This window comes from Novacetimonas sp. GS1 (genome assembly GCF_036686925.1).
Taxonomy (GTDB): domain Bacteria; phylum Pseudomonadota; class Alphaproteobacteria; order Acetobacterales; family Acetobacteraceae; genus Novacetimonas; species Novacetimonas hansenii.
This window is the reverse complement of record NZ_VSZP01000001.1, coordinates 2,832,672-2,858,257: the sequence shown is the minus strand read 5'-3', so window position 1 is coordinate 2,858,257 and position 25,586 is coordinate 2,832,672. Positions and strand designations below refer to the sequence as shown.

Annotated in this window: 25 protein-coding genes and 1 pseudogene; 9 read left to right on the top strand and 17 right to left on the bottom strand. The window is 61.6% G+C overall.

What is annotated here, in order from left to right:
• The first annotated feature begins 2 nt into the window (after positions 1-2).
• From puuE to uraH, 3 genes and pseudogenes are all read left to right on the top strand, one after another.
• Positions 3-938 (top strand): allantoinase PuuE, encoded by a 936-nt coding sequence (gene puuE, locus FYB92_RS12575; RefSeq protein WP_332828769.1) that lies wholly within the window; start codon positions 3-5, stop codon positions 936-938.
• The gene (gene uraD / locus FYB92_RS12570) at positions 935-1,462 is read left to right on the top strand and encodes a 2-oxo-4-hydroxy-4-carboxy-5-ureidoimidazoline decarboxylase (RefSeq protein WP_003618287.1); all 528 of its coding nucleotides are present in this window, start codon (positions 935-937) and stop codon (positions 1,460-1,462) included. The genes puuE and uraD overlap by 4 nt, the downstream gene beginning before the upstream one ends.
• A pseudogene (gene uraH, locus FYB92_RS12565) lies at positions 1,459-1,816 on the top strand (hydroxyisourate hydrolase). Before uraD ends, uraH begins: the two are co-directional and overlap by 4 nt.
• A gap of 560 nt (positions 1,817-2,376) precedes the next feature.
• On the opposite strand, the gene FYB92_RS12560 reads toward uraH, so the two are convergent.
• The 5 genes from FYB92_RS12560 to FYB92_RS12540 form a co-directional block, all read right to left on the bottom strand.
• Entirely contained in the window at positions 2,377-3,405 is a 1,029-nt protein-coding gene (locus tag FYB92_RS12560) for an isocitrate/isopropylmalate dehydrogenase family protein (RefSeq protein ID WP_003618293.1), read from the bottom strand.
• A gap of 177 nt (positions 3,406-3,582) precedes the next feature.
• The gene (locus tag FYB92_RS12555) at positions 3,583-5,355 is read right to left on the bottom strand and encodes an aminopeptidase P family protein (RefSeq protein ID WP_062808715.1); all 1,773 of its coding nucleotides are present in this window, start codon (positions 5,353-5,355) and stop codon (positions 3,583-3,585) included.
• A 79-nt stretch (positions 5,356-5,434) separates the two neighbouring features.
• Positions 5,435-5,956 carry a GNAT family N-acetyltransferase gene (locus tag FYB92_RS12550; RefSeq protein WP_003618298.1) on the bottom strand — a complete coding sequence of 174 codons (522 nt, stop codon included), beginning with the start codon at positions 5,954-5,956 and terminating at the stop codon, positions 5,435-5,437.
• Positions 5,949-6,851 carry a 50S ribosomal protein L11 methyltransferase gene (locus FYB92_RS12545; RefSeq protein ID WP_075632101.1) on the bottom strand — a complete coding sequence of 301 codons (903 nt, stop codon included), beginning with the start codon at positions 6,849-6,851 and terminating at the stop codon, positions 5,949-5,951. The genes FYB92_RS12550 and FYB92_RS12545 overlap by 8 nt, the downstream gene beginning before the upstream one ends.
• Entirely contained in the window at positions 6,848-9,091 is a 2,244-nt protein-coding gene (locus tag FYB92_RS12540) for an ATP-dependent helicase (RefSeq protein WP_003618305.1), read from the bottom strand. The genes FYB92_RS12545 and FYB92_RS12540 overlap by 4 nt, the downstream gene beginning before the upstream one ends.
• Positions 9,092-9,129: 38 nt before the next feature.
• On the opposite strand from FYB92_RS12540, the gene FYB92_RS12535 reads away from it, so the two are divergent.
• Complete coding sequence (locus FYB92_RS12535) at positions 9,130-9,930, top strand: JAB domain-containing protein (RefSeq protein WP_332828768.1); 801 nt, start codon at positions 9,130-9,132, stop codon at positions 9,928-9,930.
• 3 nt (positions 9,931-9,933) lie between these two features.
• Here the strand turns inward: FYB92_RS12535 and FYB92_RS12530 are convergent, their stop codons facing one another.
• Positions 9,934-10,635 carry an HAD hydrolase-like protein gene (locus tag FYB92_RS12530; protein ID WP_003618310.1) on the bottom strand — a complete coding sequence of 234 codons (702 nt, stop codon included), beginning with the start codon at positions 10,633-10,635 and terminating at the stop codon, positions 9,934-9,936.
• 103 nt (positions 10,636-10,738) lie between these two features.
• Here FYB92_RS12530 and FYB92_RS12525 point away from each other — a divergent pair, with 103 nt between their 5' ends.
• Positions 10,739-11,431 (top strand): RadC family protein, encoded by a 693-nt coding sequence (locus tag FYB92_RS12525; protein ID WP_003618313.1) that lies wholly within the window; start codon positions 10,739-10,741, stop codon positions 11,429-11,431.
• Positions 11,432-11,506: 75 nt separating this feature from the next.
• Here FYB92_RS12525 and FYB92_RS12520 read toward each other — a convergent pair whose 3' ends face one another.
• From FYB92_RS12520 to FYB92_RS12510, 3 genes are all read right to left on the bottom strand, one after another.
• A complete protein-coding gene (locus tag FYB92_RS12520; protein WP_332828767.1) occupies positions 11,507-12,700 on the bottom strand; it encodes a 5-(carboxyamino)imidazole ribonucleotide synthase in 1,194 nt (397 codons plus the stop codon).
• Entirely contained in the window at positions 12,697-13,155 is a 459-nt protein-coding gene (gene purE, locus FYB92_RS12515) for a 5-(carboxyamino)imidazole ribonucleotide mutase (protein WP_048858915.1), read from the bottom strand. Before purE ends, FYB92_RS12520 begins: the two co-directional genes overlap by 4 nt.
• A 132-nt stretch (positions 13,156-13,287) precedes the next feature.
• Positions 13,288-13,488 (bottom strand): YdcH family protein, encoded by a 201-nt coding sequence (locus tag FYB92_RS12510; RefSeq protein WP_003618318.1) that lies wholly within the window; start codon positions 13,486-13,488, stop codon positions 13,288-13,290.
• Positions 13,489-13,650: 162 nt separating this feature from the next.
• On the opposite strand from FYB92_RS12510, the gene FYB92_RS12505 reads away from it, so the two are divergent.
• Positions 13,651-13,821: a YdcH family protein gene (locus FYB92_RS12505; RefSeq protein WP_064504908.1), complete on the top strand. Its 171-nt coding sequence runs from the start codon at positions 13,651-13,653 to the stop codon at positions 13,819-13,821.
• A gap of 63 nt (positions 13,822-13,884) precedes the next feature.
• On the opposite strand, the gene FYB92_RS12500 is transcribed toward FYB92_RS12505, so the two are convergent.
• From FYB92_RS12500 to rpmE, 3 genes are all read right to left on the bottom strand, one after another.
• Positions 13,885-14,463 carry a DUF1013 domain-containing protein gene (locus FYB92_RS12500; RefSeq protein WP_040510500.1) on the bottom strand — a complete coding sequence of 193 codons (579 nt, stop codon included), beginning with the start codon at positions 14,461-14,463 and terminating at the stop codon, positions 13,885-13,887.
• Positions 14,464-14,829: 366 nt separating this feature from the next.
• Entirely contained in the window at positions 14,830-15,411 is a 582-nt protein-coding gene (locus tag FYB92_RS12495; protein ID WP_003618323.1) for an Hsp20 family protein, read from the bottom strand.
• Positions 15,412-15,614: 203 nt separating this feature from the next.
• A complete protein-coding gene (rpmE, locus tag FYB92_RS12490) occupies positions 15,615-15,845 on the bottom strand; it encodes a 50S ribosomal protein L31 (RefSeq protein ID WP_003618327.1) in 231 nt (76 codons plus the stop codon).
• Positions 15,846-16,193: 348 nt separating this feature from the next.
• Between rpmE and mscL the strand changes: the two genes are divergently transcribed.
• Positions 16,194-16,688 carry a large-conductance mechanosensitive channel protein MscL gene (gene mscL, locus FYB92_RS12485; protein ID WP_003618329.1) on the top strand — a complete coding sequence of 165 codons (495 nt, stop codon included), beginning with the start codon at positions 16,194-16,196 and terminating at the stop codon, positions 16,686-16,688.
• 262 nt (positions 16,689-16,950) lie between these two features.
• Positions 16,951-17,337 (top strand): hypothetical protein, encoded by a 387-nt coding sequence (locus FYB92_RS12480; RefSeq protein WP_003618332.1) that lies wholly within the window; start codon positions 16,951-16,953, stop codon positions 17,335-17,337.
• Between the two features lie 405 nt (positions 17,338-17,742).
• Here FYB92_RS12480 and secF read toward each other — a convergent pair whose 3' ends face one another.
• The 3 genes from secF to FYB92_RS12465 all read right to left on the bottom strand — a co-directional run bounded on the left by secF (position 17,743) and on the right by FYB92_RS12465 (position 20,459).
• Positions 17,743-18,696, bottom strand: coding sequence for a protein translocase subunit SecF (secF, locus tag FYB92_RS12475; protein ID WP_332828766.1), 954 nt, complete (start codon positions 18,694-18,696; stop codon positions 17,743-17,745).
• An 11-nt stretch (positions 18,697-18,707) separates the two neighbouring features.
• Positions 18,708-20,261, bottom strand: a complete 1,554-nt coding sequence (secD, locus tag FYB92_RS12470; protein WP_075594966.1) for a protein translocase subunit SecD — start codon at positions 20,259-20,261, stop codon at positions 18,708-18,710.
• Between the two features lie 69 nt (positions 20,262-20,330).
• Positions 20,331-20,459, bottom strand: coding sequence for a hypothetical protein (locus tag FYB92_RS12465; RefSeq protein WP_332828765.1), 129 nt, complete (start codon positions 20,457-20,459; stop codon positions 20,331-20,333).
• A 122-nt stretch (positions 20,460-20,581) separates the two neighbouring features.
• On the opposite strand from FYB92_RS12465, the gene FYB92_RS12460 reads away from it, so the two are divergent.
• Positions 20,582-21,592, top strand: coding sequence for a Gfo/Idh/MocA family protein (locus FYB92_RS12460; RefSeq protein WP_040511674.1), 1,011 nt, complete (start codon positions 20,582-20,584; stop codon positions 21,590-21,592).
• Positions 21,593-21,857: 265 nt separating this feature from the next.
• Here the strand turns inward: FYB92_RS12460 and FYB92_RS12455 are convergent, their stop codons facing one another.
• A complete protein-coding gene (locus tag FYB92_RS12455; protein ID WP_062808719.1) occupies positions 21,858-23,669 on the bottom strand; it encodes an ABC-F family ATP-binding cassette domain-containing protein in 1,812 nt (603 codons plus the stop codon).
• 249 nt (positions 23,670-23,918) lie between these two features.
• Entirely contained in the window at positions 23,919-25,298 is a 1,380-nt protein-coding gene (locus FYB92_RS12450; RefSeq protein WP_040511677.1) for a trehalose-6-phosphate synthase, read from the bottom strand.
• Positions 25,299-25,586 lie beyond the last annotated feature (288 nt).

Genomic DNA, 25,586 nt, shown 5'->3' with positions numbered 1-25,586 from the left:
TGATGGCACAGCCCAATGAATATCCCAGTGGATATCTCAGTGAATATCCCCGTGACCTTGTCGGTTATGCCGCATCCCCGCCCGATCCGAAATGGCCCGGTGGTGCGCGCATCGCGGTACAGTTCGTCATTAATTATGAGGAGGGGGCTGAAAATTCCATCCTGCATGGTGATCGCGGGTCCGAAGCATTCCTGTCCGAAATGATCGGTGCGCCCTCCATCCCCGGTGCGCGCGCGATCGCGATGGAAAGCCTGTATGAATATGGGGCGCGGGCCGGGTTCTGGCGCCTGCACCGGATTTTCACGCAACGGCGGCAGCCGGTGACGGTCTTCGGTGTGGCCATGGCCATGGCCCGTAATCCCGACGCCGTGCGTGCGATGAAGGATGCAGGGTGGGAAATCGCCTCCCACGGGTTGCGCTGGATTGATTACCAGCACATCCCCGAAGCGGTGGAACGTGCCCATATCGCCGAATGTATCGCGCTGCATACGCAGGTGACGGGATCGCGCCCCCTGGGCTGGTATCAGGGGCGTACCAGCCCCAATACCGCGCGACTGGTCGCGCAGGAAGGCGGCTTTGTCTATGATGCGGATTCCTATGCCGATGACCTGCCCTATTACGACCGTGGCAATGGGCGTGCGCAGTTGATCGTGCCCTATACGCTCGATGTGAACGATATGCGTTTCGTGGCCCTGAACGGCTTTACCGAAGGGGAGCAGTTCTTCAATTACCTGCGTGACACGTTCGATGAACTGTATGAAGAAGGGGCAAGCACGCCAAAGATGATGTCGGTGGGGCTGCATTGCCGTGTGGCCGGCCGACCGGGCCGTGCGCGGGCCGTGGCGCGCTTCCTTGATTATATCGCCGCAAAGGAACGGGTCTGGGTCGCGACACGACTGGATATTGCACATCACTGGCTGTCGGTGCATCCGGCATGACATCGGCCATCGCACGCGCAAATGCGCTGGACGAAGCAGGTTTCATTGAACTGTTCGGTCCCATGTTCGAACATTCCCCATGGGTGGCCGAACGCGCGCTGGATCATCGTCCGTTCGCCGATGCCGCGCATATGCTGCGTGTCATGGATCATGAAATGCGCCGCGCCACGGATATGGAGCAGATGTCCCTGATCCGTGCGCATCCCGAACTTGCGCGGCGGGCCGGGATGGACCCGACGCTGACGGATGCATCAGCGGCCGAACAGGCATCGGCGGGGCTGGATCGCCTGACGCCGGAGGAATTCGCGCGGTTCAGGACGCTCAATGAGGATTATGCGGCAAAATTCGCCATTCCGTTCATCATATGTGTGCGCCTGTCGGACAAGGCGCGGATACTTGAAGAAATGGCGCGGCGGCTGGCGCATGACCCGGATACGGAAATCGGCGCGGCCCTTGATGAAATCGCGAAGATTGCTGCCTTGCGACAGGCCGATATCCTGGGACGGCTGGAGGAAACATCATGAGCACCCTTTCGACCCATGTCCTTGACCTTGTCTCGGGACAGCCTGCGGCGGGTATGGAAATCACCTTGTGGTCGGGGGGGGAGCGCCTATTCGTGGGTATGACCAATATCGACGGGCGCTGCCCTGACCTGTCGGTTGCGGTGGGGGATATGCCCGGTGGCAGCTATCGGCTGGAATTTGCGGTTGCGGCCTATTTCCGGGGGCGGGGGGTGGCGCTGTCGGACCCGCCGTTCCTTGATATCGTGCCGATCGCATTCGGCATGGCGCAACGCGCCCCGGGGGAAAAGGGGGGGGCATTATCATGTACCGCTCCTGGTCTCGCCTTATGGGTTTTCAACCTATCGCGGAAGTTGAAAATCCGAAAAAACCAGAGGGAAACAGTATTTTTGAAAAACTGGGATACCGGCATCTTGTGAGGGAATGAACGGTCCTGAGGAAGGATTTCGAAAAAATCCTGAAAATCGTTATGTTTATCCAAAACAAGGAACTGTTTAAAAATAGACCATTGATAACATCCTGTAATTATAAAGGTTTTTGGTGAAGCTTTTTCTAAAAAGCTTCAGAAGACGCCGCCTTTTTGAAAAAAGGCGGCACCCAAAAACTTTTCTTATTTTTTATCAATGAGTTGTTTTCAAACAGTCTCTTGCTTTGATTCTTGGGAATATAATATTTTCATAGTGTAACAGGAAATATTTACCAAAATCTTTCATTATTTAGTGGATGGTTGGTACAGACTTTTCAAACAACCTGCTGGCGTCATACAAGAAAATCATCATTCCTGATCGGCGGGTTATTCAGGCCGTTTCTTATTGCCGTTCCTGCCAGAAATGCAAAAAGGGCCATGGCGGATGACGCCACGGCCCTTCTTTCATACCCATGCAACGGCATGAACCGTTGCAGGGATGGTCGATGGATCAGACCAGAGCCTGCTTCAGGGCGGCCGTCAGGTCGGTCGTGCTCGCCTTGCCGCCCAGGTCGCCCGTGCGCACCGCACCGGATGTGATGACCTTTGCGATGGCGCTGTCGATGCGGTCGGCAAGGTCCTTGCGGCCGACATGCTGCAGCATCATGTTCGCCGCCAGCAGCAGTGCGGTCGGGTTGGCTTTGTTCTGGCCCGCGATGTCGGGGGCGGAACCATGGACCGCTTCGAACACGGCAGCCTTTTCGCCGATGTTCGCACCGGGGGCGAGGCCAAGGCCACCGACAAGACCCGCCGTCAGGTCGGACAGGATGTCACCGAACAGGTTGGTGGTGACAATGCAGTCGAACTGCCACGGGTCCGTCACCAACTGCATGGCGCAGGCATCGACAATCCGTTCGTTCACTTCGACGCGGCCTTCATATTCCTTTGCGACCTTGCGGCCTTCTTCCAGGAACAGGCCGGTCAGCAGCTTCAGGATGTTGGCCTTGTGCACCAGCGTCACGCGCTTGCGGTTGTTCTTGACCGCATATTCAAAAGCATAGCGGACAATGCGATTGCATTCCGCGCGTGAGGTGTAGCCGGCGCTTGTCGCGATGGCGTGCGGGTCATCACCGACCGGGATGTAGTTTTCCAGCGCGGCGTAATAGCCTTCAAGGTTCTCGCGGAAGATCACGAGGTCGATCTTGTCAAAGCGGCCACCCGGCACGATCGTCTTTGTGGGACGAACATTCGCGAACAGACCGAACTCCTGACGCAGTGTCACGTTGATGGACTTGAAGCCACCACCGACGGGGGTGGTCAGAGGACCCTTCAGCGCGAGGCCGGTGCGACGGATGCTTTCGATTGTTTCCTTGGGAAGCGGGCTGCCGGTGGCGTCAAGGGCGGACACCCCGCCCAGCGCCTTCTCCCACTTGAACGGTGCGCCGACGGCGTCAAGGATTTCGATGACGGAGTCAACAATTTCAGGGCCGATCCCATCGCCGGGGATCAGGGTGGCGGGAATTGTTTTTTCTGCGGACATTTTGAACGTCTCCCTATCGTGCTTGCACCTGACTGCGGGTCAGGTTGCGCACCGGCTTGGCTGTTTCCGCGTATCGTTACCGGATCCAGTTGCGTCGGAACTGGTAAAAAGTCCTAGGCCCCAGACCGGCATGTGACAATTCCATCACCGCCTTCCGGGGCCATATTCATAGTCACATTATCTGGCGCGCAGCGGTGCGCATGCCGCCTCCAGCCATGTCTGGCCGACTTTGTCCAGATGTGGGGCCACCTGTTCAAAAACCCGTGCATGATAGGCGTCGAGCCATGCGATTTCGGTGCTGTTGAGCATGTCCACCGCAATCAGGCGACGATCGAACGGCGCAAGGGTCAGTACCTCGAACGCCAGAAAGCGGCGGCTTTCCCCATTCGTGACCGCAGGCTGCACCAGCAGCAGGTTTTCAAGGCGGATGCCAAACGCGCCGGGACGGTAATATCCCGGTTCGTCAGAGACGATCATCCCCGCCTCCAGCGCGACGGGCCGGTAATGGGTGGAGATATTGCAGGGCCCTTCATGCACCGACAGGTAGCTGCCGATTCCATGGCCGGTGCCGTGGTCGTAATCCAGACCACCTTCCCACAATGCCTGGCGCGCCAGCGCGTCAAGCGCATGCCCCGTGGTGCCGTGCGGGAAATGTGCCCGCGCCAGCGCGATATGACCGCGCAGGACACGGGTAAATGCGTCGCAGACATCGTCGTCGGGCTGTTCCGGGCCGGTCCATACCGTGCGTGTGATGTCCGTCGTGCCATAGGGGTACTGCGCCCCGCTGTCGATCAGGTACACCTCGTTATGGCGCAGGATGCGGTCGGTTTCGGGGGTGACACGGTAATGGATGATCGCGCCATTGGGGCCAGACCCGGAAATGGCGGGAAAGCTTTCCTCGCGGTAATCCATGCAGCGTTTGCGAAACGCATCAAGGCGCTGTGTCGCCTCCAGTTCCCCGGTGCCGACACCTTCGGTATCAAGCCAGTGCAGGAAGCGGCAGACAGCCACCGCGTCGCGTTCATGGGCACGGCGCGCGCCCTCCTGCTCCACGGGGTTCTTGATCGCCTTGGGCAATGTGCATGGGTCGGTGGCGCGGATGATGGTCGCCCCTGCCTGTTCCAGCGTCTGGATGAACCACACGGAATTGGCTGCCGGGTCCACCTGCACCCGGCGACCGGCAAGTGCTGCAAGCTGTGCGGGCAGGGCGTCGGGGGTGAAGGTGCGCACATCCTCACCCATCCATTCGCGCGTGCGCGTCGTCAGCTTGACCGGGTCGATGAACAGGGAAACGGTGGCGTCGGCATGGACAATGGCGAAACACAGGCTGAGCGGCGTATAGGGGACATCGTTGCCACGGATGTTGAGCAGCCACGCGATGGAGGCCGGATCGCTGAGCACGACGCAGTCCTCGCCCGAGTCGCGCAACTGCGCCGCGAGTGTCGTGCGCTTTGTCGCGCTGTCGGTGCCGCTATGTTCAAGGGGCTGTTCCAGGCACGGCGTGCAGGGCGGCAGGGGACGGTCGGTCCAGATGGCGTCTACCGGATTATGCGCCAGCGGCACCAGCGTCAGGCCCGCCTGCACGAATGGCAGCAACGCATTTTCGCTCAGCAGGCGCGGGTCGTATCCGATGCGTGCATTCGCCCCGTGCTGCGCCAGCCATTGCGCGGGCGGTGTTTCACGCAGGTGCAGCCGTTCCCAGCACAGGCCATTGACCTGGTGTTCCATCTGCGTGGTGTAACGGCCATCGGAAAAGACCGCCGCGCGTTCCATCAGCACCGTCGCCATGCCCGCACTGCCGGTAAAGTCCGTCAGCCATGCCAGGCGTTCGGCGCAGGGGGCGACATATTCACCAAGATGTTCATCCCCGCGTGGCAGGATGAAGCCATCGACGCTGGCCTGTCGCAGGGTTTCGCGTAACGCGTGAAGGCGGGTGGGGGCATCCGTCATGGAACGTGGCTCCGTTTATCAAAAGAAGGAAATACAGGGGCGCAGAGGGGCCGTAGGCGCGTCGTGGCCATGATGGCAGTCAGTCGTTGGGGACAAGCTTGTAAAGGAACATCAGGTCCATCCACCTGCCGAATTTTGTCCCGCATTGCGGGATCATGCCGCCGGGCTGGAAATCAAAACGTTCATGCAGCAGGCGTGAGGCCGTGTTCGATGCGGTGATGGCCGCGACCATCACATGCACATCCGAATTGCGCGCAAGCGTGCACAGATGGCCCAGCAGCAGGCTGCCGATGCCACGTCGCTTGAACGCCGGTGCGATATAGATCGAGTGTTCAACTGTATGGGCATAGCCGGAAAACGGGCGGAACGTCTTCCAGCTGCAATATCCCGCCACGGTCCCTTCGGGCGTGACCGCGACCAGAATGGGAAACCCCTGCGCATTGCTGTCGCGCAGCCAGTCGAGGCGCACCGGCACCGTGGTTTCGCGTGTTTCCCATAATGTCGTGCTGTTGCGGATGGCATCGTTGATGATGTCCACGATCGCGGGGATGTCGTCGGGGGTCGCGGGCCGGATATGGATGGCGGGATCGGGGTCAGACATCTGGCTTCCTCAGGATCAGCGTGGCCCAGTCCCCTTCGCGCAGGCGATGTTCAAGCACCAGCCCCTGCCTGCGATGCGCGGACAGCACCATGCGCACCTGTGTATCGAGCAGCCCGGCCAGGATGGCCGTGCCACCGGGAAGCAGGTTGTGCGCAAGCTCGGCCGCCATTGAACAGAGCGGCCGGGCAAGGATGTTGGCGAACACCAGGTCATAGGGGGCGTTCTGCCGGATGGCGGGCGTACGCCACCCGTTGCCAAGATGGCACGATACGAGGTTCGACAGGCCGTTCATCCGCGCATTGCGCCGTGTGACGCGCACCGACCATGGGTCGATATCGGTCGCGAGTACCGGGCGTTTGAGCAGCGCCGCCGCCGCCATGGCAAGGATGCCCGACCCGCAGCCCAGGTCGAGGATGCGGCGTGGCCGCCGGTGGGCGATCATTTCCAGCGCACGCAGGCATCCGCGTGTGGAGCCATGTTCCCCCGACCCGAACGCAACGCCCGCGTCAAGCACAAGGGTGATGCGTTGTGGGTTCGCACCGGGTTCAAGGTGGGTGCCACGAATGGCGAAACGGCGGCCTGCCGTCTGTTCGGGAAATGCCTCGTACGTGCGGGCAAGCCACCCTTCGGATTCGGTGGGAGTGCGTTCAAGCGGGACATCCACCCCCGTCAGCGCCGCCGCCAGCACAAGGGCGGTGCGCAATTCGTCCTCCCCCGAACCTATATCGCGCACACCTTCGACCCGCCATGCGGTCTGGGCGTCGTCCACTTCGAAAATGCCGATGGTCGCGCAGACGATGGAAAGCGCATTTTCATAGGCTTCCACGGCCTCTGGCGGGACAGTGACCGCAATGGTCTCCAGTTCGGTGGCGTGGCGGCGGGGGGGAATGGTCATGATACCTGCTCAACAAAAGTGTCGATCACCCGCTTGGTGCCCGCTTTTTCAAACGCGACCTCCAGACGGGTGCCTTCTACGGACGCGATGGTGCCGTATCCGAATTTCTGATGGAAAACGCGGGCGCCAACGCGAAAGGCCGACTTGTGCGATGGCGTATCACCGGACGACGTTGCGTCTGTGACGGCGCGGCGGCGCGCCACGACCGGGAATGGTGTGGCCCCGAATACCGGGCTGCGCATCGCGCCATTATGGCGGGCACGGGTCGCATCCCCGATGGTGTCCACATGTTCGGGGGGAAGTTCCTCCACAAAGCGGCTGGGAATCGCGGACTGCCAGTTGCCATAGATACGCCGGTTGGCCGCATGGCTGATGATCGCGCGCAGGCGTGCGCGCGTGATCCCGACATAGGCAAGGCGGCGCTCTTCCTCCAGCCCCTTGGCGCCCCCTTCGTCCATTGTGCGTTGCGAGGGGAAGACCCCTTCCTCCCATCCCGGCAGGAACACGGTATCGAACTCCAGCCCCTTGGCCCCATGCAGGGTCATGATGCTCAGCCGTTCGTTGCCTGCGTTTTCCTCCGTCTCCATCACCAGCGCCACATGTTCGAGGAATCCGCCCAGCGTTTCAAAATCCGCCAGCGCGCGCACCAGTTCCTTGAGGTTGTCCAGACGTCCCGGCGCCTCGGGTGACTTGTCCGCCTTCCACATGTCGAGATAGCCGCTCTCCTCAAGCAGGCGTTCGACCACGACCACGTGTCCTTCGCGCGCCAGATCCTCGCGGCATTGCCCGAAACATTTCATCAGGGCGGCCAGATGTTCGCGCGCGCGTCCCTTGATCCCGCCCGTCGCTAGCATTTCCAGCACGGCGGCGGTCAGGGGAATGTCGCGCGCGCGGGCATGCAGGTGCAGTTTCTGCACGCCGGTATTGCCGATGCCCCGGCGCGGGACGTTGATGATGCGTTCAAACGCAAGGTCGTCCGATGGCTGTGACAGCACACGCATATAGGCCAGCGCATCGCGGATTTCGGCACGTTCGTAAAAGCGCAGCCCCCCAACCACGCGATAGGGCAGGCCGATGGTGATCAGCCGTTCCTCGAACGCGCGGGTCTGGAACCCCGCACGGACCAGGATCGCGCATTCCGACAGGGGATGCCCGTCATTGTGCAGGCGCTCCAGCTCCTCGCCCACCATGCGGGCCTCGTCATCGGAATCCCATACGGAGATGACGCGCACCTTCTCGCCCTCCGCATCCTCGCGCCCGGGGTGCAGCGTCTTGCCCAACCGTTCCTCGTTATGGGCGATCAGGCCCGACGCCGCGCCAAGGATCTGCCGGGTGGAGCGGTAGTTGCGCTCCAGACGGACGACGTGGGCGCCGGGGAAATCATGTTCGAAGCGCAGGATGTTTTCCACTTCTGCCCCGCGCCAGGAATAGATCGACTGGTCATCATCCCCCACGCAGCAGATGTTGGCCTGTCCCTCCCCCCGCTGTGCCAGCAGGCGCAGCCACAGATACTGGATCGTGTTGGTGTCTTGGTATTCATCAACCAGGATATAGCGGAAGAACCGGTGATACTGCGCCAGCACGTCGGGATGGGTGCGCATGATTTCGGTCATGTGCAGCATCAGGTCGCCAAAGTCACAGGCGTTGAGCTGGATCAGGCGCTTTTGGTAATCGGCATAGATCTCGCGGCATTTACCATCCGCAAAGTCGCAGTCCTCTGCCTTGCTGACGCGTGATGGGGTCAGGCCACGGTCCTTCCACCGCTGGATGACGCCCATGATTCCCTGCGGCGGCCAGCGTTTGGTGTCGATATGGCGTGGTTCGATCACCTGTTTGAGCAGGCGGACCTGATCGTCGGTATCAAGGATGGTGAAACTGCCCGACAGTCCGACATATTCCGCATGGCGGCGCAGCATGCGCGCGCACAGGGAATGGAACGTGCCCAGCCACAGCCCCTCCACCGGCGCGCCAAGCAGACCGGCGACTCGTTCACGCATTTCGCGTGCGGCCTTGTTGGTGAAGGTCACGGCAAGGATCTGGTTCGGTCGCGCGCGACCCGACAGCAGGATATGGGCAAAACGCGTCGTCAGCACGCGCGTCTTGCCCGTGCCCGCACCGGCAAGGACAAGCAGCGGGCCGTCCGTCGTTTCGATCGCGGCGCGTTGCTCCGGGTTGAGCCGGGCAAGGTAATCGGGTGCACGTTCGGGGGGAACGTGGTCGGGGGGGAAAAGACTGTCCATCACGCGGTTATCTATAGCAATGTCAGTCCCGGCAGGCCATGACCACGCGCACCGGACCCGCATCATTGTGGAATGGGTGTGTGATCGGCCATGATGGGGTCGATGAAGGCAGTGATGGTGAAAGAGACGTGGTGGCGCGTATAGGCGGTGGCGCAGGCAGCCCCGGTGGCCATCGTGCCCGCATGCGTGCGCGGATACGCACCGCGGGCGGGATGTCGCTGGCGGATTATGAGATATTGGAGGTCCTGCTTTTCGCCGGGGTTCCGCGACGTGACACCAAACCGATGGCCAAGGATCTTATCGCGCGTTTCGGCTCTTTGTGCGCCGTTCTGGCGGCGGGGCCAGATGAACTGCGCGCTGCGGGCGTGGGGCCACGGGCCTGTTCCGTGCTGGCGCTGCCCGTGCTGGTGGCGCGACGGCTGTGCCGCGGGGATGCAAGGCCGCAGCCCTATATTCATGACCTGCATGCGGCCTGGACCCATTATGCCACCACGCGCGCGGCCATGGCGGGGGTGCCTGCGCCGGGCGGACGCGGGCAGGTGACGATCCTGCTGCTTGATGCGACGAACCGCCTTGTGGGGGATGAACGGGTGGCGGATGGTTCTGCGGCCGATATGTGCCGTGCGATCCTGCAACGTGTGCTGCATCTGCATGCGGTTTCGATGGTGGTGGTGTGGGATGGCGGGACAGTCCCGCCCACCACGCGACAGATGGAGGACGCGGCCACCGTCATGCGGCAGGTGGAGGCCCATGGCCGCCTCCTTTCCACGGTGATGCATGATTGCATCATCGCGGGGGACGGGGGCTGGACCTCCCTGCGTCGGGAAAAGATGCTGTAGGGATCAGGCGGCGTGTTTCGCCATCAGGCGGAACTGCGTGTCGATTGCCTCAAGCAGTTCGCCAGGTTGGCTGACCAGTGCGTCGGCCCCCGCGGCAACCAGTTCGTCATGCCCGCCATATCCCCAGAGTACGCCAAGCGCGCGGACATGGTTTGCATGTGCGCCGGTGATGTCGAACCGGCGATCCCCGATCATCAGCGCGTGGTTGCGCGCGACATCATGTTCACGCAGCAGTGCCGCGATCAGTTCGGGTTTTTCCGCGCCGCTGTCATCCGCACGTGCGCCCGACATCCCGTCGAAATATTGCGACAGGTCGCGCAGATGCAGGATCTTGCGCGCGAGGTAGCGGGGTTTCGACGTGGCGATGAACAGCCGCGTCCCCGCCGCATGCAGGCTTTCGATCACATGGCGCATCCCGTCGAACACCGGGCTTTTGCGCATGCCGCCGCCTTCGTAATGCCTGCGGTAAAGGTCCATTGCCTCATCCACGCGGTCATCGCCGTAATGGGCAAGGATATGTGCCAGAAGATCGCGCAGCGGTGGCCCCACCACCCATGTCAGGTCAATCGACAGGTCGGGTTCATGCCCAAGGTCGCGCAGCACGGCATGGATGGATTCGATGATGCCATCATGTGATCGGATGATCGTGCCATCAAGGTCGAACAGGACCGCATTGCGCGGGGCGGGGGGAGCGGAAAAATTCATACGGGTATGTAACCTCCGTCTGTTATCGATTATTGGACCTTACTATGCCCTGTTGTCGGGCTGTCTGTCGCGAATTTATCGACATTTACGGATCGACCCGCAAATGGGAACTTATGCCCCCCGACATGATACAGCCTCCGCCCCATGGGGGGACGCCGGCGATGGCGGGGAAATGGACGACCGGGCATTGCTGCGTCATGTGCTGTGTACGCTGGAACCGGGGAATGCGGATATCGACATGTTGCTTGATATCCTGCTGGCCCGTTTCGGTTCCGCCGGGATGGCGCTGTCGGCCCATCCGCACGACCTTGATGCGGTGCTTGGTACCCACCCGCTGCTGTCACCCATGATCGCCACGGTGCGCGAGGCGGCGTTGCGCATGCACCGTGCCTATGTCCGCCATGGCGACGCCCTGTCAGGGCACGGGCGTATTGTGGATTACCTGCAGGCAGTCATGGCGCATGACTGTACGGAGCAGTTCCGGGTGCTGTTCCTCGATGCGGAATATCGCCTGATCGAGGACCGCGTCATGGGGGTTGGCACCGTGGACCAGGCGCCGGTTTACCCGCGTGAGGTCATGCGCCGCGCCCTGGACCTTGATGCGCGTATCCTGATCCTTGCGCATAACCATCCCAGCGGCGATCCCATGCCGTCGGCCACGGATATCCAGATGACCCTGCATATACAGCAGGTGGCCAGTGTCATGGGCATCCACCTGCACGATCATTTCGTGGTCGGGAACGGGCGCAGCATCAGCTTTCGCCGGATGGGGCTGATTGCCGACGATAATCGGTGATCCAGCAGTCGGTATTTCATGGGCGGCATGCATGTTGCATGCCCGGTTTACAAATGCCGGACCGGCCGCCGGTCTTCAGGGGGAGTGTTCCCCCTGGTTCCCACCGACATCATGCCCATCAGCATCCCCATTAACCTCCATAGGGGACGCCAGCGGGCCAAGGGCATCTTCCACCCCGAATTCGCCAGGCAGTCCCCCATGCGGGAACAGCACATTGACATGCCCCATCTTGCGCCCGGGGCGGGCCTGCGCCTTGCCATAATGATGCGCCAGCAGGCCGGGCGTCGCCATGATCCGGGGCCATAGCGCCATGTCATCCGGCCCGATCAGGTTTTTCATCACCGCATCATTGTGCCGTGTCGCAGGCGGCAGCGGCAGGCCGGTTACAGCGCGGACATGCATCTCGAACTGGTCCACGGGACAGGCATCCATTGTCCAATGCCCTGAATTATGCGGGCGTGGCGCAATTTCATTGACCAGAAGCCCGCCATGGCGATCGACGAACATCTCCACCCCCATGATGCCGATCAGGTCGAGCGCGCGGGCGATGTCCGTCGCCAGTTCACGCGCGCGCGTGGCAAGTCCGGCGGGAATACGCGCCGGCGCAAGGCTGAGGTCAAGGATGCCATTGTGGTGACGGTTTTCCGTCGCATCGAACGCCACGACCTCGCCCATGGCATTGCGCGCGACCATCACGCTGACCTCGCAGGCGAAATCGACCATGCCTTCGGCCACCAGTGGATGGGGCGACAGGCGGGCGAAGGCGGGGGCAAGGTCTTCGGGCGTATGGATGCGCGCCTGTCCCTTGCCGTCATAGCCCAGGCGCGTGGTCTTGAGGATGAAGGGATAGCCCAGTGTCTCTGCTGCGACGGCAAGGTCGGAGCCGGTCTCAATCAGGTAGAAAGGGGCCAGCGGGATGCCCGCATCGCGCAGGAATGTCTTTTCCGCGATGCGGTCCTGGCTGATGCGCAGGATACGGCCCGACGGATGCACCGGACATAGCGAGGACAGCAGGTCCAGCCCGTCAGCGCTGATATTCTCGAACTCGAACGTCACGACATCGACCGCAGTGGCAAAGCGGCGCAGCGCATCATGGTCGTCATAGGCCCCGATGGTCACGGCATGCGCGACCTGCGCGGCAGGGCCATCGGCCTCGGTCGTCAGGATGTGGGCACGAAAGCCAAGGCGGGCGGCGGCAATGGCCGACATACGCCCCAGTTGGCCGCCCCCCACGATGCCAAGGACGGCGTTCGGGCAAAGCGGTTTCATGTCACGGGTTCCTGCGCGACGGAGTCCGTCTGTTCTGCGCGCCAGTCCTCCAGCCGGGTGGCCAGCGCCCCATCGCCAAGCGAGAGGATGGAAGCGGCCAGCAGCCCCGCGTTCTTTGCCCCGGCCTTGCCGATGGCAAGGGTTCCGACCGGCACGCCACCGGGCATCTGTACGATCGAAAGCAGGCTGTCCATGCCCTTGAGCGCCTGGGATTCAACAGGGACGCCCAGCACCGGCAGGCTGGTCCATGCCGCGCACATGCCCGGCAGGTGTGCGGCCCCACCCGCACCCGCAATGATGACCGAAAGCCCCCGCGCCCGCGCCGTGCGGGCATAATCCGCCAGACGGTCGGGCGTGCGGTGGGCCGACACGATGCGGATTTCATGGGCAATGTCCAGCGCCTCCAGCACGGCGGCGGCATGGCGCATCGTTTCCCAGTCGGACTGGCTGCCCATGATCAGGCCCACGCGCACGGCGCTGTCCCGGGGGGAGGAAGGGGCGGGGGAATTGGTCACGGCGTCTGTACTTTCACGACTTTCGGGCGGGGAAAAGGATCATGCCCGCGGCAGATAGGCGAAACGCCGCGATCAGGCAATGCTGTCGGGGATCAGTCGACTTTCAAGCCACATGATCTCGTCCTTGAGCAGCAGCTTGCGCTTCTTGAGGCGCTGGATCTGCAACCGGTCCACTGGGTGTTCGCCCATCCGGCTGATGACGGTGTCAAGGTCGCGATGCTCGCTGCGCAGTTCGTGCAGCTTGCGAAGGAGGGTATCCCGGTCTGTCAGCATGGCGCTCCATCCAGCACATGAACATGACGCCATCCTAAGCACATTGCAGGCAAAAAACGAAATGATGGCGAATTCGCCGTCATGCAGGATTTTGTCATGGCATATGGCGTGCCGCTTGCGTTAGCGTACCCCGTCGTAGCCAAACATGCTGGAGGAGATTCCATGCTGTACGAAGCGCGTATCAACAGCCTCAAGACCCGTCACGCCCGTCTGGATGACCAGATATTTGACGAAGACAGGCGGCCAATGCCCGACCAGCGGGTACTGATGCGACTCAAGCTCGAAAAACTGCGGCTCAAAGAAGAAATAGAGCGGCTCAGCGTGCGGGGCTGAACCTTACGGGCCAGCCGGTCCCTGCTGTATTGACGGCAGGGACCGGGGCACGCAGGGCGGAAATCAGATCGGATCGTTGTCGAGTTCGATGGGCTGCGGCACGGCCTGTCCCTCCCGGGCGAGGCGTTCGTTTGCTGCCGTCACCATCGCATTCAGGTCGGTCTGACTGCACAGGCCCAGGATGACCGGATCGCGTGGCTTGATGTTCGGGCTGTTCCAATGCTGGCGGCTGCGGACCTTTTCAATGGTGTCCTTGGTCGTGCCCAGCAGCTTGACCATCTGCACTTCCGACAGTTGCGGGAAATTGCGCAGCAGGAATGCAATCGCATCCGGGCGGTCGTTACGCTTGGCCACGGGGGTATAGCGCGCGCCCTTGGATCGGCGGTGGATCGGGTTGGGGGCAGGCAGGATCTTCAGCCGCTGGGCCGGGTCCTTTTCACAGCGTTCGATTTCCGCCTGCGTCACCTGATGGTTTTTTACCGGGTTATAACCCACGATCCCCTGTGCCACTTCACCATCGGCGATGGCCTGTACCTCAAGCGGGTGCATGCCGCAGAATTCAGCGATCTGGGTAAAGGTCAGCGCAGTCTTTTCAATCAGCCACACTGCGGTGGCCTTGGGCATAAGGGGCAGAGCGTTCATTGCAAAACAGGTCCTACTGCGTGTGATGGCGCCACGCGCAGGCACCTTGGAAAGAAGGGCAAATCGTCAATGCCGTGGAAGGCATCGTGCGTGCCTGCTGGCGCGCAAAAAACAAAAGCACTTGAAGCAAGGGATATGAAGGTGACGCACCCAAAAGGTCAAGGGCCGTATGCGTGTGTGGCACCATTTCATTTGACCGACCCACTGGTGATCGACCCACAGGGCATACCCCAGATCCGACCCATCAGGACAGGCCAGTCATATAAAGCCAGTCAGACAAAGCCAGACAGGGCAGGCACACCAGACACGAAAAAGGGGAGGCTGCATGCAGCCTCCCCCCTTGGCTTGGTGCCGGGTGGATATGGGTCAGGCCGCCTGGCGCGATGTGCCCGCATGGTCCGCTGTTGTTGTGCCTGACGCTGATGCGAAGGGGGCGTGTGACTGCGGTGCGGCGGTGGCTGCGTTTCCTTCGTCAGTGCTGCCGGGCGTCAGGGTGTCCGGGGTCTGGGCGCCCGGGGCCGGGGTGGCGGTGCCTGACGAAATGGGAATGCGGCGTGGCTTCAGGGCTTCGGGAACGACATGGCGCACCGCAATGCAGAGCAGGCCATTATCGAGGTTGGCATTTTCCACCACGATATGGTCAGCCAGCACAAAGCGGCGTTCGAAGGCGCGCCGTGCGATTCCACGATACAGGATTTCACGGTCGGGCTGTCCGCCCGTCACACGTCCCGCCACCACAAGCGTGTTGTCCTGTACCGTCAGTTCGATGTCATCGGGGCCGAATCCTGCCACCGCCATCGTCAGCATATAGCGCGACTCCGCCACCTTTTCGATGTTGTAGGGGGGGTAGGACGGGCTGACGGGGTTCTGTGCCGCTGTATCCACAAGTTGCGCCAGACGGTCGAACCCGATCGCGCTGCGGAACAGGGGGGCAAAATCGTAACTCATGAAAAACCTCCTGGATATGAGCAAGGCCTGTTGTCATGTGGTCCCCCACGGGGGGCGGACCACGATCATGTCGGTATCCATCGCGACCCGACATCGGCATCGCGACCCCCTGGAAATGGAAATGCCCGGCGCCTTTTTCAAGGGCCGGGCATTCATGGACTGACAGGCAGGCTGATATACGCAGGAAGGAATCCTGGTGTGCCTCAGCCCTTCTTGCGCTGGCCCAGGCCACCGAACTTCTTGTTGAACTTGGCAACCTGGCCCCCGGTGTCGAGCATGCGCTGCACGCCTGTCCACGCCGGATGCGACTTCGGATCGACGTCAAGGCGCAGCGTCGCGCCGGGCGTGCCATAGCAGGAGCGCGTCTTGTACTCGGTGCCATCGGTCATGATGACGGTGATTTCGTGGTAGTCGGGGTGGATGCCGGACTTCATGTTCACAGACTTTCGTGCTGAATGGCCCCGATGCCGACCGGGGCAGGAGTTTCGCAGGCGTATAGACGAGGACGCCCGCCCGATCAACATCTGATTGCCGCGCGATCTGGCTATTCTGTATCGGCCCCCCTGCATCGGTCCCCCTGCATTGGCTGTCCTGCATGTGCGTGGCGTACTGCATCGCGCATGTATCCGTGGCGTTACAATATCCCCGCAACTTGTGAAATTCTGTCACCCGTAAGCATCACTTTTACTGTTGTCGAGACAGTATGTCATTTCCCCTGTCGTAAATGTGGCGGGGGGTTGTTAGACAGGTTGCAGAATAGTTTTCAAAAGAGGAAGACACAGATGGCGCAAAAGCCTACGCATCTGCATGTGCCCGATATTCATGCTCCCGGCTGGCTGGGGGATTTTCGTGCGTTCCTGATGCGCGGAAACGTGGTGGACCTCGCGGTCGGTGTAATCATCGGCGCGGCCTTTACCGCAATCGTCAACAGCCTGGTGAAGGACATCTTCACCCCGTTCCTTGGCCTGCTGATCGGGGGGATCGACTTTACCAACCTGTTCATCACCCTGCGTGGTCCCCACATGCCCACCCTGGCGGAGGCGCAGAAGGCCGGGGCGGTGACGCTCAATCTTGGCGTCTTCCTTAACGCCGTGATCCAGTTCATTATTATCGGCTTTGTGATTTTCTGGGTGGTGCGCATCATCTCCCGCTTTGCCGAAAAGAAAGCCGCCGCACCCGCCGCTCCCCCGCCGCCGCCGCGCAGCGAGATCCTGTTGCAGGATATCCTTGACGTCCTCAAGGAACAGGAAAAATCGAAGACACCCCCCACCGCCTGATCCTTCGATCACGCATCGTGGCGAGATGATCTGCAAAGGGCGGGTTCCGGCATATGCCGGCCCCGCCTTTTTTTATGCCTGCGCCAATCCGTGGGCCCGCCCATTCGGGGTGGGCGCAGGAAACAGGTGACACAGGAACAAGAAGTACCAAGAATTACAGGGCGACATGTTTCAAGGAGGCGTCATCCGATATCCTTGCCCATGGAGTGGGGGAACGTGCTAGGCTCGGGGCCTGATGAAAAGTATTTTCAGGCAACTCCGCATGTCGGCCATCGCCATGGCCGGGTGCTGTATCCTCGCTGCCTGTCATGGGCAGGTAAGGGACGTCAATCACCTGCCCCCCGATGTGCAGAGCTATCTGCTGGTCACGACCTATGCGATGGCCGAAGGCGGCCTGCTCAGTCGTGTGCAGGACGGCGCCTTATCGCGTGAGCAGGTGCAGGATATGTCGATTTCGCTGAAATACGGCAAACTGATGATCCTGAACAACCTGATGCACCCGTCGCGGCGCAGGCGCGAGCGCGCGCGCCAGGCGGTTGAACTCATTATCGCCTGTACGGACCAGCCCGACATGACGCGCAAGGATGCCCCACCCGCGCCACGCTGCATCCCCGATGCCCGCACCCTGCTGAAGAATGCCGGGCGATAAGAGATTGTTTGAAAACAAGTCATTGATAAAAAAGGAAAGTTTTTGGGTGCTGCCTTTTTTCAGAAAGACAGCGTCTTCTGAAGCTTTTTAGAAAAAGCTTCACCAAAAACCTTTATAATTTCAGGGTATTATCGATCCTGACTTTTCAAACAGTCTCTAAGTCATGAAAAATGCCGCCTTAATATAATCAAGGCGGCATCCAGAATATCTTTGGTTTCAGGGGGCAACTGGTTGAAGGGGTAGAACCAGCAGCCCACTGAAATCGTTGGTCAAGCTTTTTCAAAAAGCCCTGCAAGATACCGCCTTTTCAAAAGAAAAGGCGGCACAGGAACTTTTCTGTTTTCTTCTCAGTGGGGTATTTCAAGAACCTTGCCATTCCAGAGGGACGGGAGGCCCTGATGGGGTTCAGTTTCGTGCCCCCGGTCGTGCATTGCGCCGCAGCCGCTTTTCACCCAGCAGCAAGAGCAGGGGGGCGGCGATGAAGATGGACGACGACGTCCCGACCACGATCCCGAACAGCATAACCCAAGCAAAGCCCGAAAGGCTGGCCCCCCCGAACAGCGCGAGCGGCAGCGCGGCAAGGAACACCGTGGATGAGGTGCCCAGCGTGCGGCTCAGTGTTTCGTTGATCGACAGGTTGATCAGTTCCGCCAGTGGCATGGAACGATATTTACGCAGGTTTTCGCGGATGCGGTCATACACCACCACCTTGTCATTGGTGGAATAGCCAAGGATCGTCAGGATGGCCGCAACCATCACCAGATCGAATTCGAAATGGGTCAGCACAAGGAACCCGACCGCCTTGGTCAGGTCCAGCACAAGCGTGACCACGGCGCTGACCGCGAATTCCCACTCAAAACGGAACCAGATATAGGCAAGGATCATCAGAAGGCTGATGCCCAGTGCAAGCATGCCGTTGCGGAACAGTTCCGCCGAAACGGAGGCCCCGACTGCATCCGCGCGCAAAACCTGCGCGCCGGGGATCGTGCCGATGGCATGGCGCACGGCATCGACCATGCCCTGCGTTTCGGCTTCATGCGCGGGGTCGCTCTGCGGTGGGGTATCAAGGCGGATCAGCACATCATCGGGACTGCCAAAGGACTGCACCCCCGCTGCCGTGACATGTTGTGTGGCCAGTGCCGCGCGGATGGCCGACACGTCGGCTGGTCCCTGCGTATGGGCTTCCACCACGATGCCGCCACGAAAATCAAGGCCAAGCGTCAGGCCCGGATGGAAGAACAGGATCAGGGACGCGACCGACAGCACGGCCGATGTCGCAAGCCCGATGAAGCGCCCGCGCATGAAGTCGATTTTCGTGCCACGGGGGACAAAACGCAAAAGGGGACGATCAAGGATCATGTCAGCGCGCCTCAGACCGGCAGGACTGTCGGACGGGTGCGCGCATACCAGCGCACCATCAGCATCCGTGACAGCACAAGGGTGGTAAACAGGGTCGTCACGATGCCGATCGTGATGGTCAGGGCAAAGCCCTTGACCGGCCCGGTTCCGAAAACGAACAGCATGACATGCGCAAGCAGCGCGGTGGCATTACTGTCGATGATGGTGGAGGTCGCGCGTTCGAAACCCGCCTGCATCGCCTGAAGTGCGGTGCGGCCACGTGCGATTTCCTCGCGGATGCGTTCATTGATCAGGATGTTGGCATCCACCGCCATGCCAAGGGTCAGCAGCATGCCCGCCATGCCCGGCAGCGTCAGCGTCGCTTCGAACATCGACAGGATGGCGATCATCAGCACCAGGTTGGCCATCAGCGCGATATTCGCATACCAGCCGAACCGGCCATAAAACAGGGCCATGAACGCGATCACGAGCACAAGCCCCGCCAGCAGGCTCATCGCGCCTGCCCGGATCGAATCGGCGCCCAGCGACGGCCCGATGGAGCGCTGCTCGATCACGTTCAGCGGCGCGGGCAGCGCGCCTGCGCGCAGCAGCAGCGCCATGTCGGTTGCCTGTTGCGCACTGAACCCGCCGGTGATCTGGCCCGAACCGCCGGTGATGGCGGTACGGATGACCGGGGCCTCGATCACCTTGTTATCCAGTACGATGGCAAAACGTTTGCCGACATTGGCGCGTGTAACCTCGCCAAACTGGCGCGCGCCGACGGAATCAAAGGTGAAGTTGACGGCCCATTCGCCGCTTTGCTGGTCAATGGAGGCCGATGCGTTCGTCAGGTCCGCGCCATCGACATCCACATGGGTGTAGATCGGCAGCGTGCCCTGTGAGGTCTCGCTCATCGGCACGATGGTCACGCCCGGCGGCGGCACGGCCGAACCGATTGCGGAATCCGCGACAAGGTGAAACGTCATCTTCGCCGTTGTGCCCAGAAGGTGCTTCACGCGCTCGGGGTCGCTGATACCTGGCAGTTCGACGATGATCCGGTCTTCGCCCTGACGGGTGATCTGCGGGTCGATGGCCCCGGTGGCGTCAATGCGGCGGCGCACGATCTCGATTGACTGTGTGATCGCATCGCGCGCGCGCTGGTGGCTGGCCTCGTCGGACAGGGCGACGGAAATCAGCCCATCGGGCGTCTGGGTCACGGTGAACTCTGACGGCACGTTCATCGGCATCGCCCGCAATGCCTTGAGGTCGGCTTCGGCTTCGGCCGGTGCGCGCGGGGCGAACGTCACCGCATGCGTGCCCGTTGTGAGGTTGCGATACCCCAGCCCGCCCTTCAGCAGTGTCTGGCGTGTCTCATCCGTCAGCGTCCGCAGCCGGTCGGAGGTGACGCTGTTCATGTCCACCTGCAACAGCAGATAGGACCCGCCGCGCAGGTCAAGCCCAAGGTGGACCTGCCGCCAGGGGATGGATTGCGCGGGCTGGCGCATGAAATTGGGCAGGCACAGCGCCAGGCCGATCAGGCATATGCCAATGACCGAAGCCATCTTGAGCCGACTATAATACATCATGACTGAAAGGAGTGCTCCCCACGCCCGGCCGCGGCCGGCTCCCTGTCTGTTGGTCTCGTATCTGTGGCGTCATGGCGTCATGGCGCATGACAACAGGGCGGGAACATGCCGGTCCACAGCGCAGGATGCAACCGCTGTTGCGGTGGTCGGGGTCATTGCGTTGCCGTTTTGTCGCATCCATGTGGGGTCTGGGGGCATGTCCACCCCCCATGCGTATTACAATATGCATCATCGGACGTGCGGGGCACGCGGGTTGTGAAACGCGTCCATTCATGACACTGCTCGGACATGAAAAAGCATGGTGTGGAGCGGCGGTAATGATGCAGGCACGGTCGGATGGCGCGATGGCGGGACGCCGCCTGCGGGTTGGAATCGCGGGCGCCGGGCATTTCGGGCGGTACCATGCGCTCAAGGTCGCGGCGTCCACGCGTGAAGCCCTGTCGGGCATTTATGATCCCGACCATGCGCGTGCCGAAAATGTCGGACAGGAGGCCGGGGGCGCACCCGCGCTGTCCTATGCCCGCTTGCTGGAGGTTTCGGACGCCATCGTGGTGGCCGCACCCGCCGAATATCATTTCGACCTGGCGCAACAGGCGCTGGAGGCGGGGCGGCATGTGCTGGTGGAAAAGCCGATCGCCGCCACGCTGGAACAGGCCGACCGCCTTGCCGCGCTGGCCACCGGGCATGGGCTTGTGCTGCAGGTTGGCCATCTGCTGCGTTATTCGGCGGAACATCGCGCGATTACCGAACGTATTACCCGTCCCCTTTATATCGAGGCGACACGCATCGCGCCGTACAAGCCGCGTGGAACGGATGTGTCGGTCATTCTTGACCTGATGATCCATGACCTCGATCTTGTGCTGGCGATCGTGGACAGTCCCATCGCCAGTGTCGATGCATTGGGCGCCGCCGTCAGTTCAGAGCATGAGGACATCGCCAATGCCCGTGTCCGGTTTGAAAATGGTTGTGTCGCCACCATCACCGCCAGTCGCATTTCCCTCAAGACCGAGCGGCGCATGCGTCTGTTTTCGCAGGAAGGATATCTGTCGGCGGATTTCATGCGCCGCGAACTGACGATGATCGGGCGCAAAAGCGGCCTGCCCCTGCCGGGGACGGGTGGTTTCAGGCGACAGAGCGTGACATGGAACGACCATGACACGCTGGCGGCGGAACATGAGGCATTTGCCGCGTCCTGCCTTGATGGCGCACCCGTTCTGGTGGATGCACAGGCCGGGCGGCGCGCACTTGCGGCGGCCCTTGCCGTGGGGCAGAGCATCGCCGATACCCGCGCGCGTATGGAGGTATCGGGACTGCTGCAGGGAGTGGATTAAGCGGTTATTTGGGGTGGCTTTTCAGGTTGTTTGAAAAAGCCCCCAAAATAACAATTTTTTTTCAGTAGGTTATCGGTTCCATCGCATTCCGGGCAGACTTTTGGAGACTGTTTGAAAAGTCAGGCGATATAACATCCTGAAATGATAAAGGTTTTTGGTGAAGCTTTTTTCTTAAAAAGCTTCGAAAGACGCCGCCTTTTTTCCAAAAGGTGGCACCCAAAAACTTTTCCTGTTTTCTATCAACGAGTTGTTGCCAAATAGTCTCTTAGTTCGATTTCAGGGATTCACGGAGCATTTCAAGCTCCAGCCACCGTTCTTCCGCTGCCGTCAGCCTGGCCTGCGCGTCTTCCAGTTTCCGTGTCGTGCTGGTGAAGGCATTCGGGTCACGGGCATAAAGGCCAGGATCGGCAAGGACGGTGCGCAGTTGCTCGATCTCCGCCTCCATGTCCGCGATCTGTCCAGGCAGGCGTTCAAGCGCATGCTGGTCCTTGTATGACAGCTTACGGCTTGCCGGTTTCGTAACAGGGGCCTGCGTGGCCCGTGCCTTGGGCGGGGTGGGGGCAACGTGCCGGGTGGCAAGGGTCGCATCCTGCCGTTGCGCCAGCATGTCGCTGTAGCCCCCGGCATATTCGATCCACCGCCCCGCGCCTTCCGCCATCAGGACGGAGGATGCGACACGGTCAAGGAAGTCACGGTCATGGCTGACCAGCAAGACAGTGCCCGAATATTCCGCAAGCATGTCCTGCAACAGGTCGAGTGTTTCAAGGTCAAGGTCGTTGGTCGGTTCGTCAAGAACCAGAAGGTTTGACGGCCGCGCCAGCGCACAGGCCAGCATCAGCCGCCCCCGTTCCCCCCCCGACAGGACGCCCACCGGCGTGCGGGCCTGTTCGGGGCGGAACATGAAATCCTTCATATATCCGATGACGTGGCGTTTTTCATGCCCGACCTGCACCATGTCGCCGCCCCCACCCGTCAGCGTGTCGGCAAGGGTGCTGTTGGGGTCAAGCTGCCTGCGCTGCTGGTCCAGTGTGACGATGGACAGCGCCGTGCCAACCGTGACGGTACCACTGTCGGGCGTATCCAGCCCCGTCATCAGGCGCAGCAACGTACTCTTGCCCGCCCCGTTGGCCCCTACGATACCCAGCCTGTCGCCGCGCAGGATACGCAGGTCGAGATCACGCACGATGTCGTGCGCGCCATAGGATTTGCACAGGTTTTCGGCAACGGATACCAGCTTGCCCGACAGTTCGGATTCCCGCGCTTCCATCCTTGCCCCGACGGCGGGCTTGATCGCTTCGCGCCGGGTCTGGCGCAGGGTGGCAAGTTCGGCCACACGGCGGACATTGCGCTTGCGCCGCGCCGTCACGCCATAACGCATCCAGTCTTCCTCGCGCGCGATCTGGCGATCGAGCTTGTGCGCCTCGCGCTCTTCCTGCTCCAGCACCTCCTCGCGCCAGGTCTCGAACCTGGCAAAGCCGTGGTCAAGCCTGCGCGTGATCCCACGGTCCAGCCAGACGACCGAGCGCGACAGCGTTTCCAGCAGGCGACGGTCATGGCTGATGATGACCATGGCCGAAGACAGCGACAGAAGTTCGCGTTCCAGCCATTCGATGGTCGGCATGTCGAGATGGTTTGTCGGTTCATCCAGCAGCAGCAGGTCAGGTTCCGGCGCCAGTGCGCGCGCCAGTGCGCAGCGTCGTGCCTCGCCCCCCGACAGGTTGGCCGGGTTTTCAAGCCCCGTCATGCCCAGTTCCGACAGAAGCGCCGTCGCCCGGTAATCCGGATCGCCCGGCCCCATGCCCGCCAGTACGTAATCCAGCGTCGTTTCAAACCCTGACAGGTCGGGTTCCTGCGGCAGGTAGCGCACGGTCGTGCCCGGTTGAAGGAAGCGTGTGCCAGAATCCGCCTGCAATTCGCCCGTGGCAATGCGCAGCAATGTCGATTTGCCGCAGCCATTGCGCCCGACAAGGCAGATGCGTTCGCCCGGCGCCACGCCAAAGCCCGCCCCGTCAAGGAGCGGCGCACCGCCGAGGGTCAGGGTGATATCCTGAAGGAGGAGAAGGGGAGGTAAGGCCATGCGCGTTTGTCACCTACTCCCGCCGCAGGCGCAAGGGGGACGATCACACCCGGCCGGGGCGCGCCCAAGCGTCACATATCCCCAAACACACCCCTTTGGGATACATATTTATGGGACATGCGCACGGAACATATATTCCGTCAGGCAGGGGCGTTGGCCTGCTTTCACGCCGTGGTCCCGATCACCGCGTCAGTGTCCGCGACGGGTTCTATGGGCGCGTGTCAGCGTACGAGCGTTGCCGGGTGCGTGTTATCGGGCAACGGTGGCTTCGAGCGTCCGCAGGAATGCCTGCCCCCATCCCAGTGCGGTGCAGCCCTCCAGATGCGTGCGGCATGCCTGCCAGCGTTCGCGGCGTTCGGCCTTGGGCATGCCCAGCGCACGGTTCAGCGCATCGGCAAGGTCATCATGGTCCAGCGGATTGACCAGCAACGCCGCCTCCAGCTGCCGGGCGGCCCCGGCCATGCGCGACAGGATCAGAACGCCCGGATCATCGGGGTCCTGTGCCGCAACATATTCCTTGGCCACCAGATTCATGCCGTCACGCAGCGGCGTGATATAACCGATCTGCGCCTGGCGCATGTAACCGGCCACGACACGGCGCGCGCTGCCGCGCGTCAGGAAACGCAGCGGGGTCCAGTCGGCCTGCCCGCGCTGTGCATTCAGCTTGCCGATCATCCCTTCGAGTTCCTGGCGCAATGCCCTGTAGGAGGGGACATCCACCCGGCTTTCAGCGGCAATCTGCAGGAACGTCACGTTGCGTTGCCATATGGGATAGCTTTCAAGCAGGCGGTCATAACCTGCCAGCCGGTCGCACAGGCCCTTGGTCGGGTCCATGCGATCCACCCCGAAAATCAGTTTCCGCCCGGCAAGGGAGGAACGCAGTTGCTTCAGTTCCGGGGCCTCTACTGCCTCGGCGGCGGTCCGGGCGAAGGCATCGGGGTCGATTTCCACCGCGAAGGAGCCAACGCGCACCGTATGCCCCTCGAACGACAGGGTATCTGGGGCAACCAGCCTGGCGCCTGCCGTGCGTTGTGCGGCAAAGATGAAATTGGCGGTGTCGTCGCTGGTCTGGAAACCCAGAAGGTCCGCGCACAGCATGTCCCGCAGGAATGTGCCCCCGTCTGGCGCGATGGCCAGCATGTCTGGCGCGGGGAAGGGGGTATGCAAGAAGAAGCCGATCGGCATGTTGACCCCCTTGCGGCGCAGTTGCGCGGCAAGGGGCAGCAGGTGATAGTCGTGGATCCAGATCGTATCGTCGTCGCGCAGCAGTGGAAGCAGGTTTTCGCAGAACCGTTCGTTTACCGACCAGTAGGTCGAAAGTTCGCGGCGTTCGAAATGTATGAACTCCGGCAGGGAGTGCATCAGCGGCCACAGGGTCGAGTTGGAAAAGCCGGTATAGTAATGTTTGTGTTCGGCCGGTGTCAGGCCGATCGTGGCGTATTCGACCCCCCCTGCGTGCTGGATCTGTGGCGGGGTGGTTTCCGCATCCGCGCTGGTGGTGCCGTTCCACCCGAACCACATCCCGCCCTGCAGTGCGAGCAGGTCATGCAGCACAACCGCCAGCCCCCCGGGCCTCAGGCCCTCCTTGGGAACGGGGACGCGATTGGAGACGATGACCAGCCGTTTCATATTTTCCTCTTCCAATCTGTCCGGGCATCCCTGCCGGCGCGTAGGCCCGTTCCCGGCCGATGCGTTCCTTGCTGGCATGCGTGACCAAGGGTGCCATCACAATGTCGCAGGGGGCAGGCCCGACGCAAGGCGGTCGTTGTCATGCCTGTACCGCGCGACTGTTCTGCGTCCTGCCCCGGTGTTGTGGGGTGTTGCCCCACCCCATAGGCAGGAAGGGCCGGGCAAGGGCAAAGGTAACAGCAATATGCACACGCCCTGCCGTCCCGCCCCGGTCGATCCTGTGGGCGG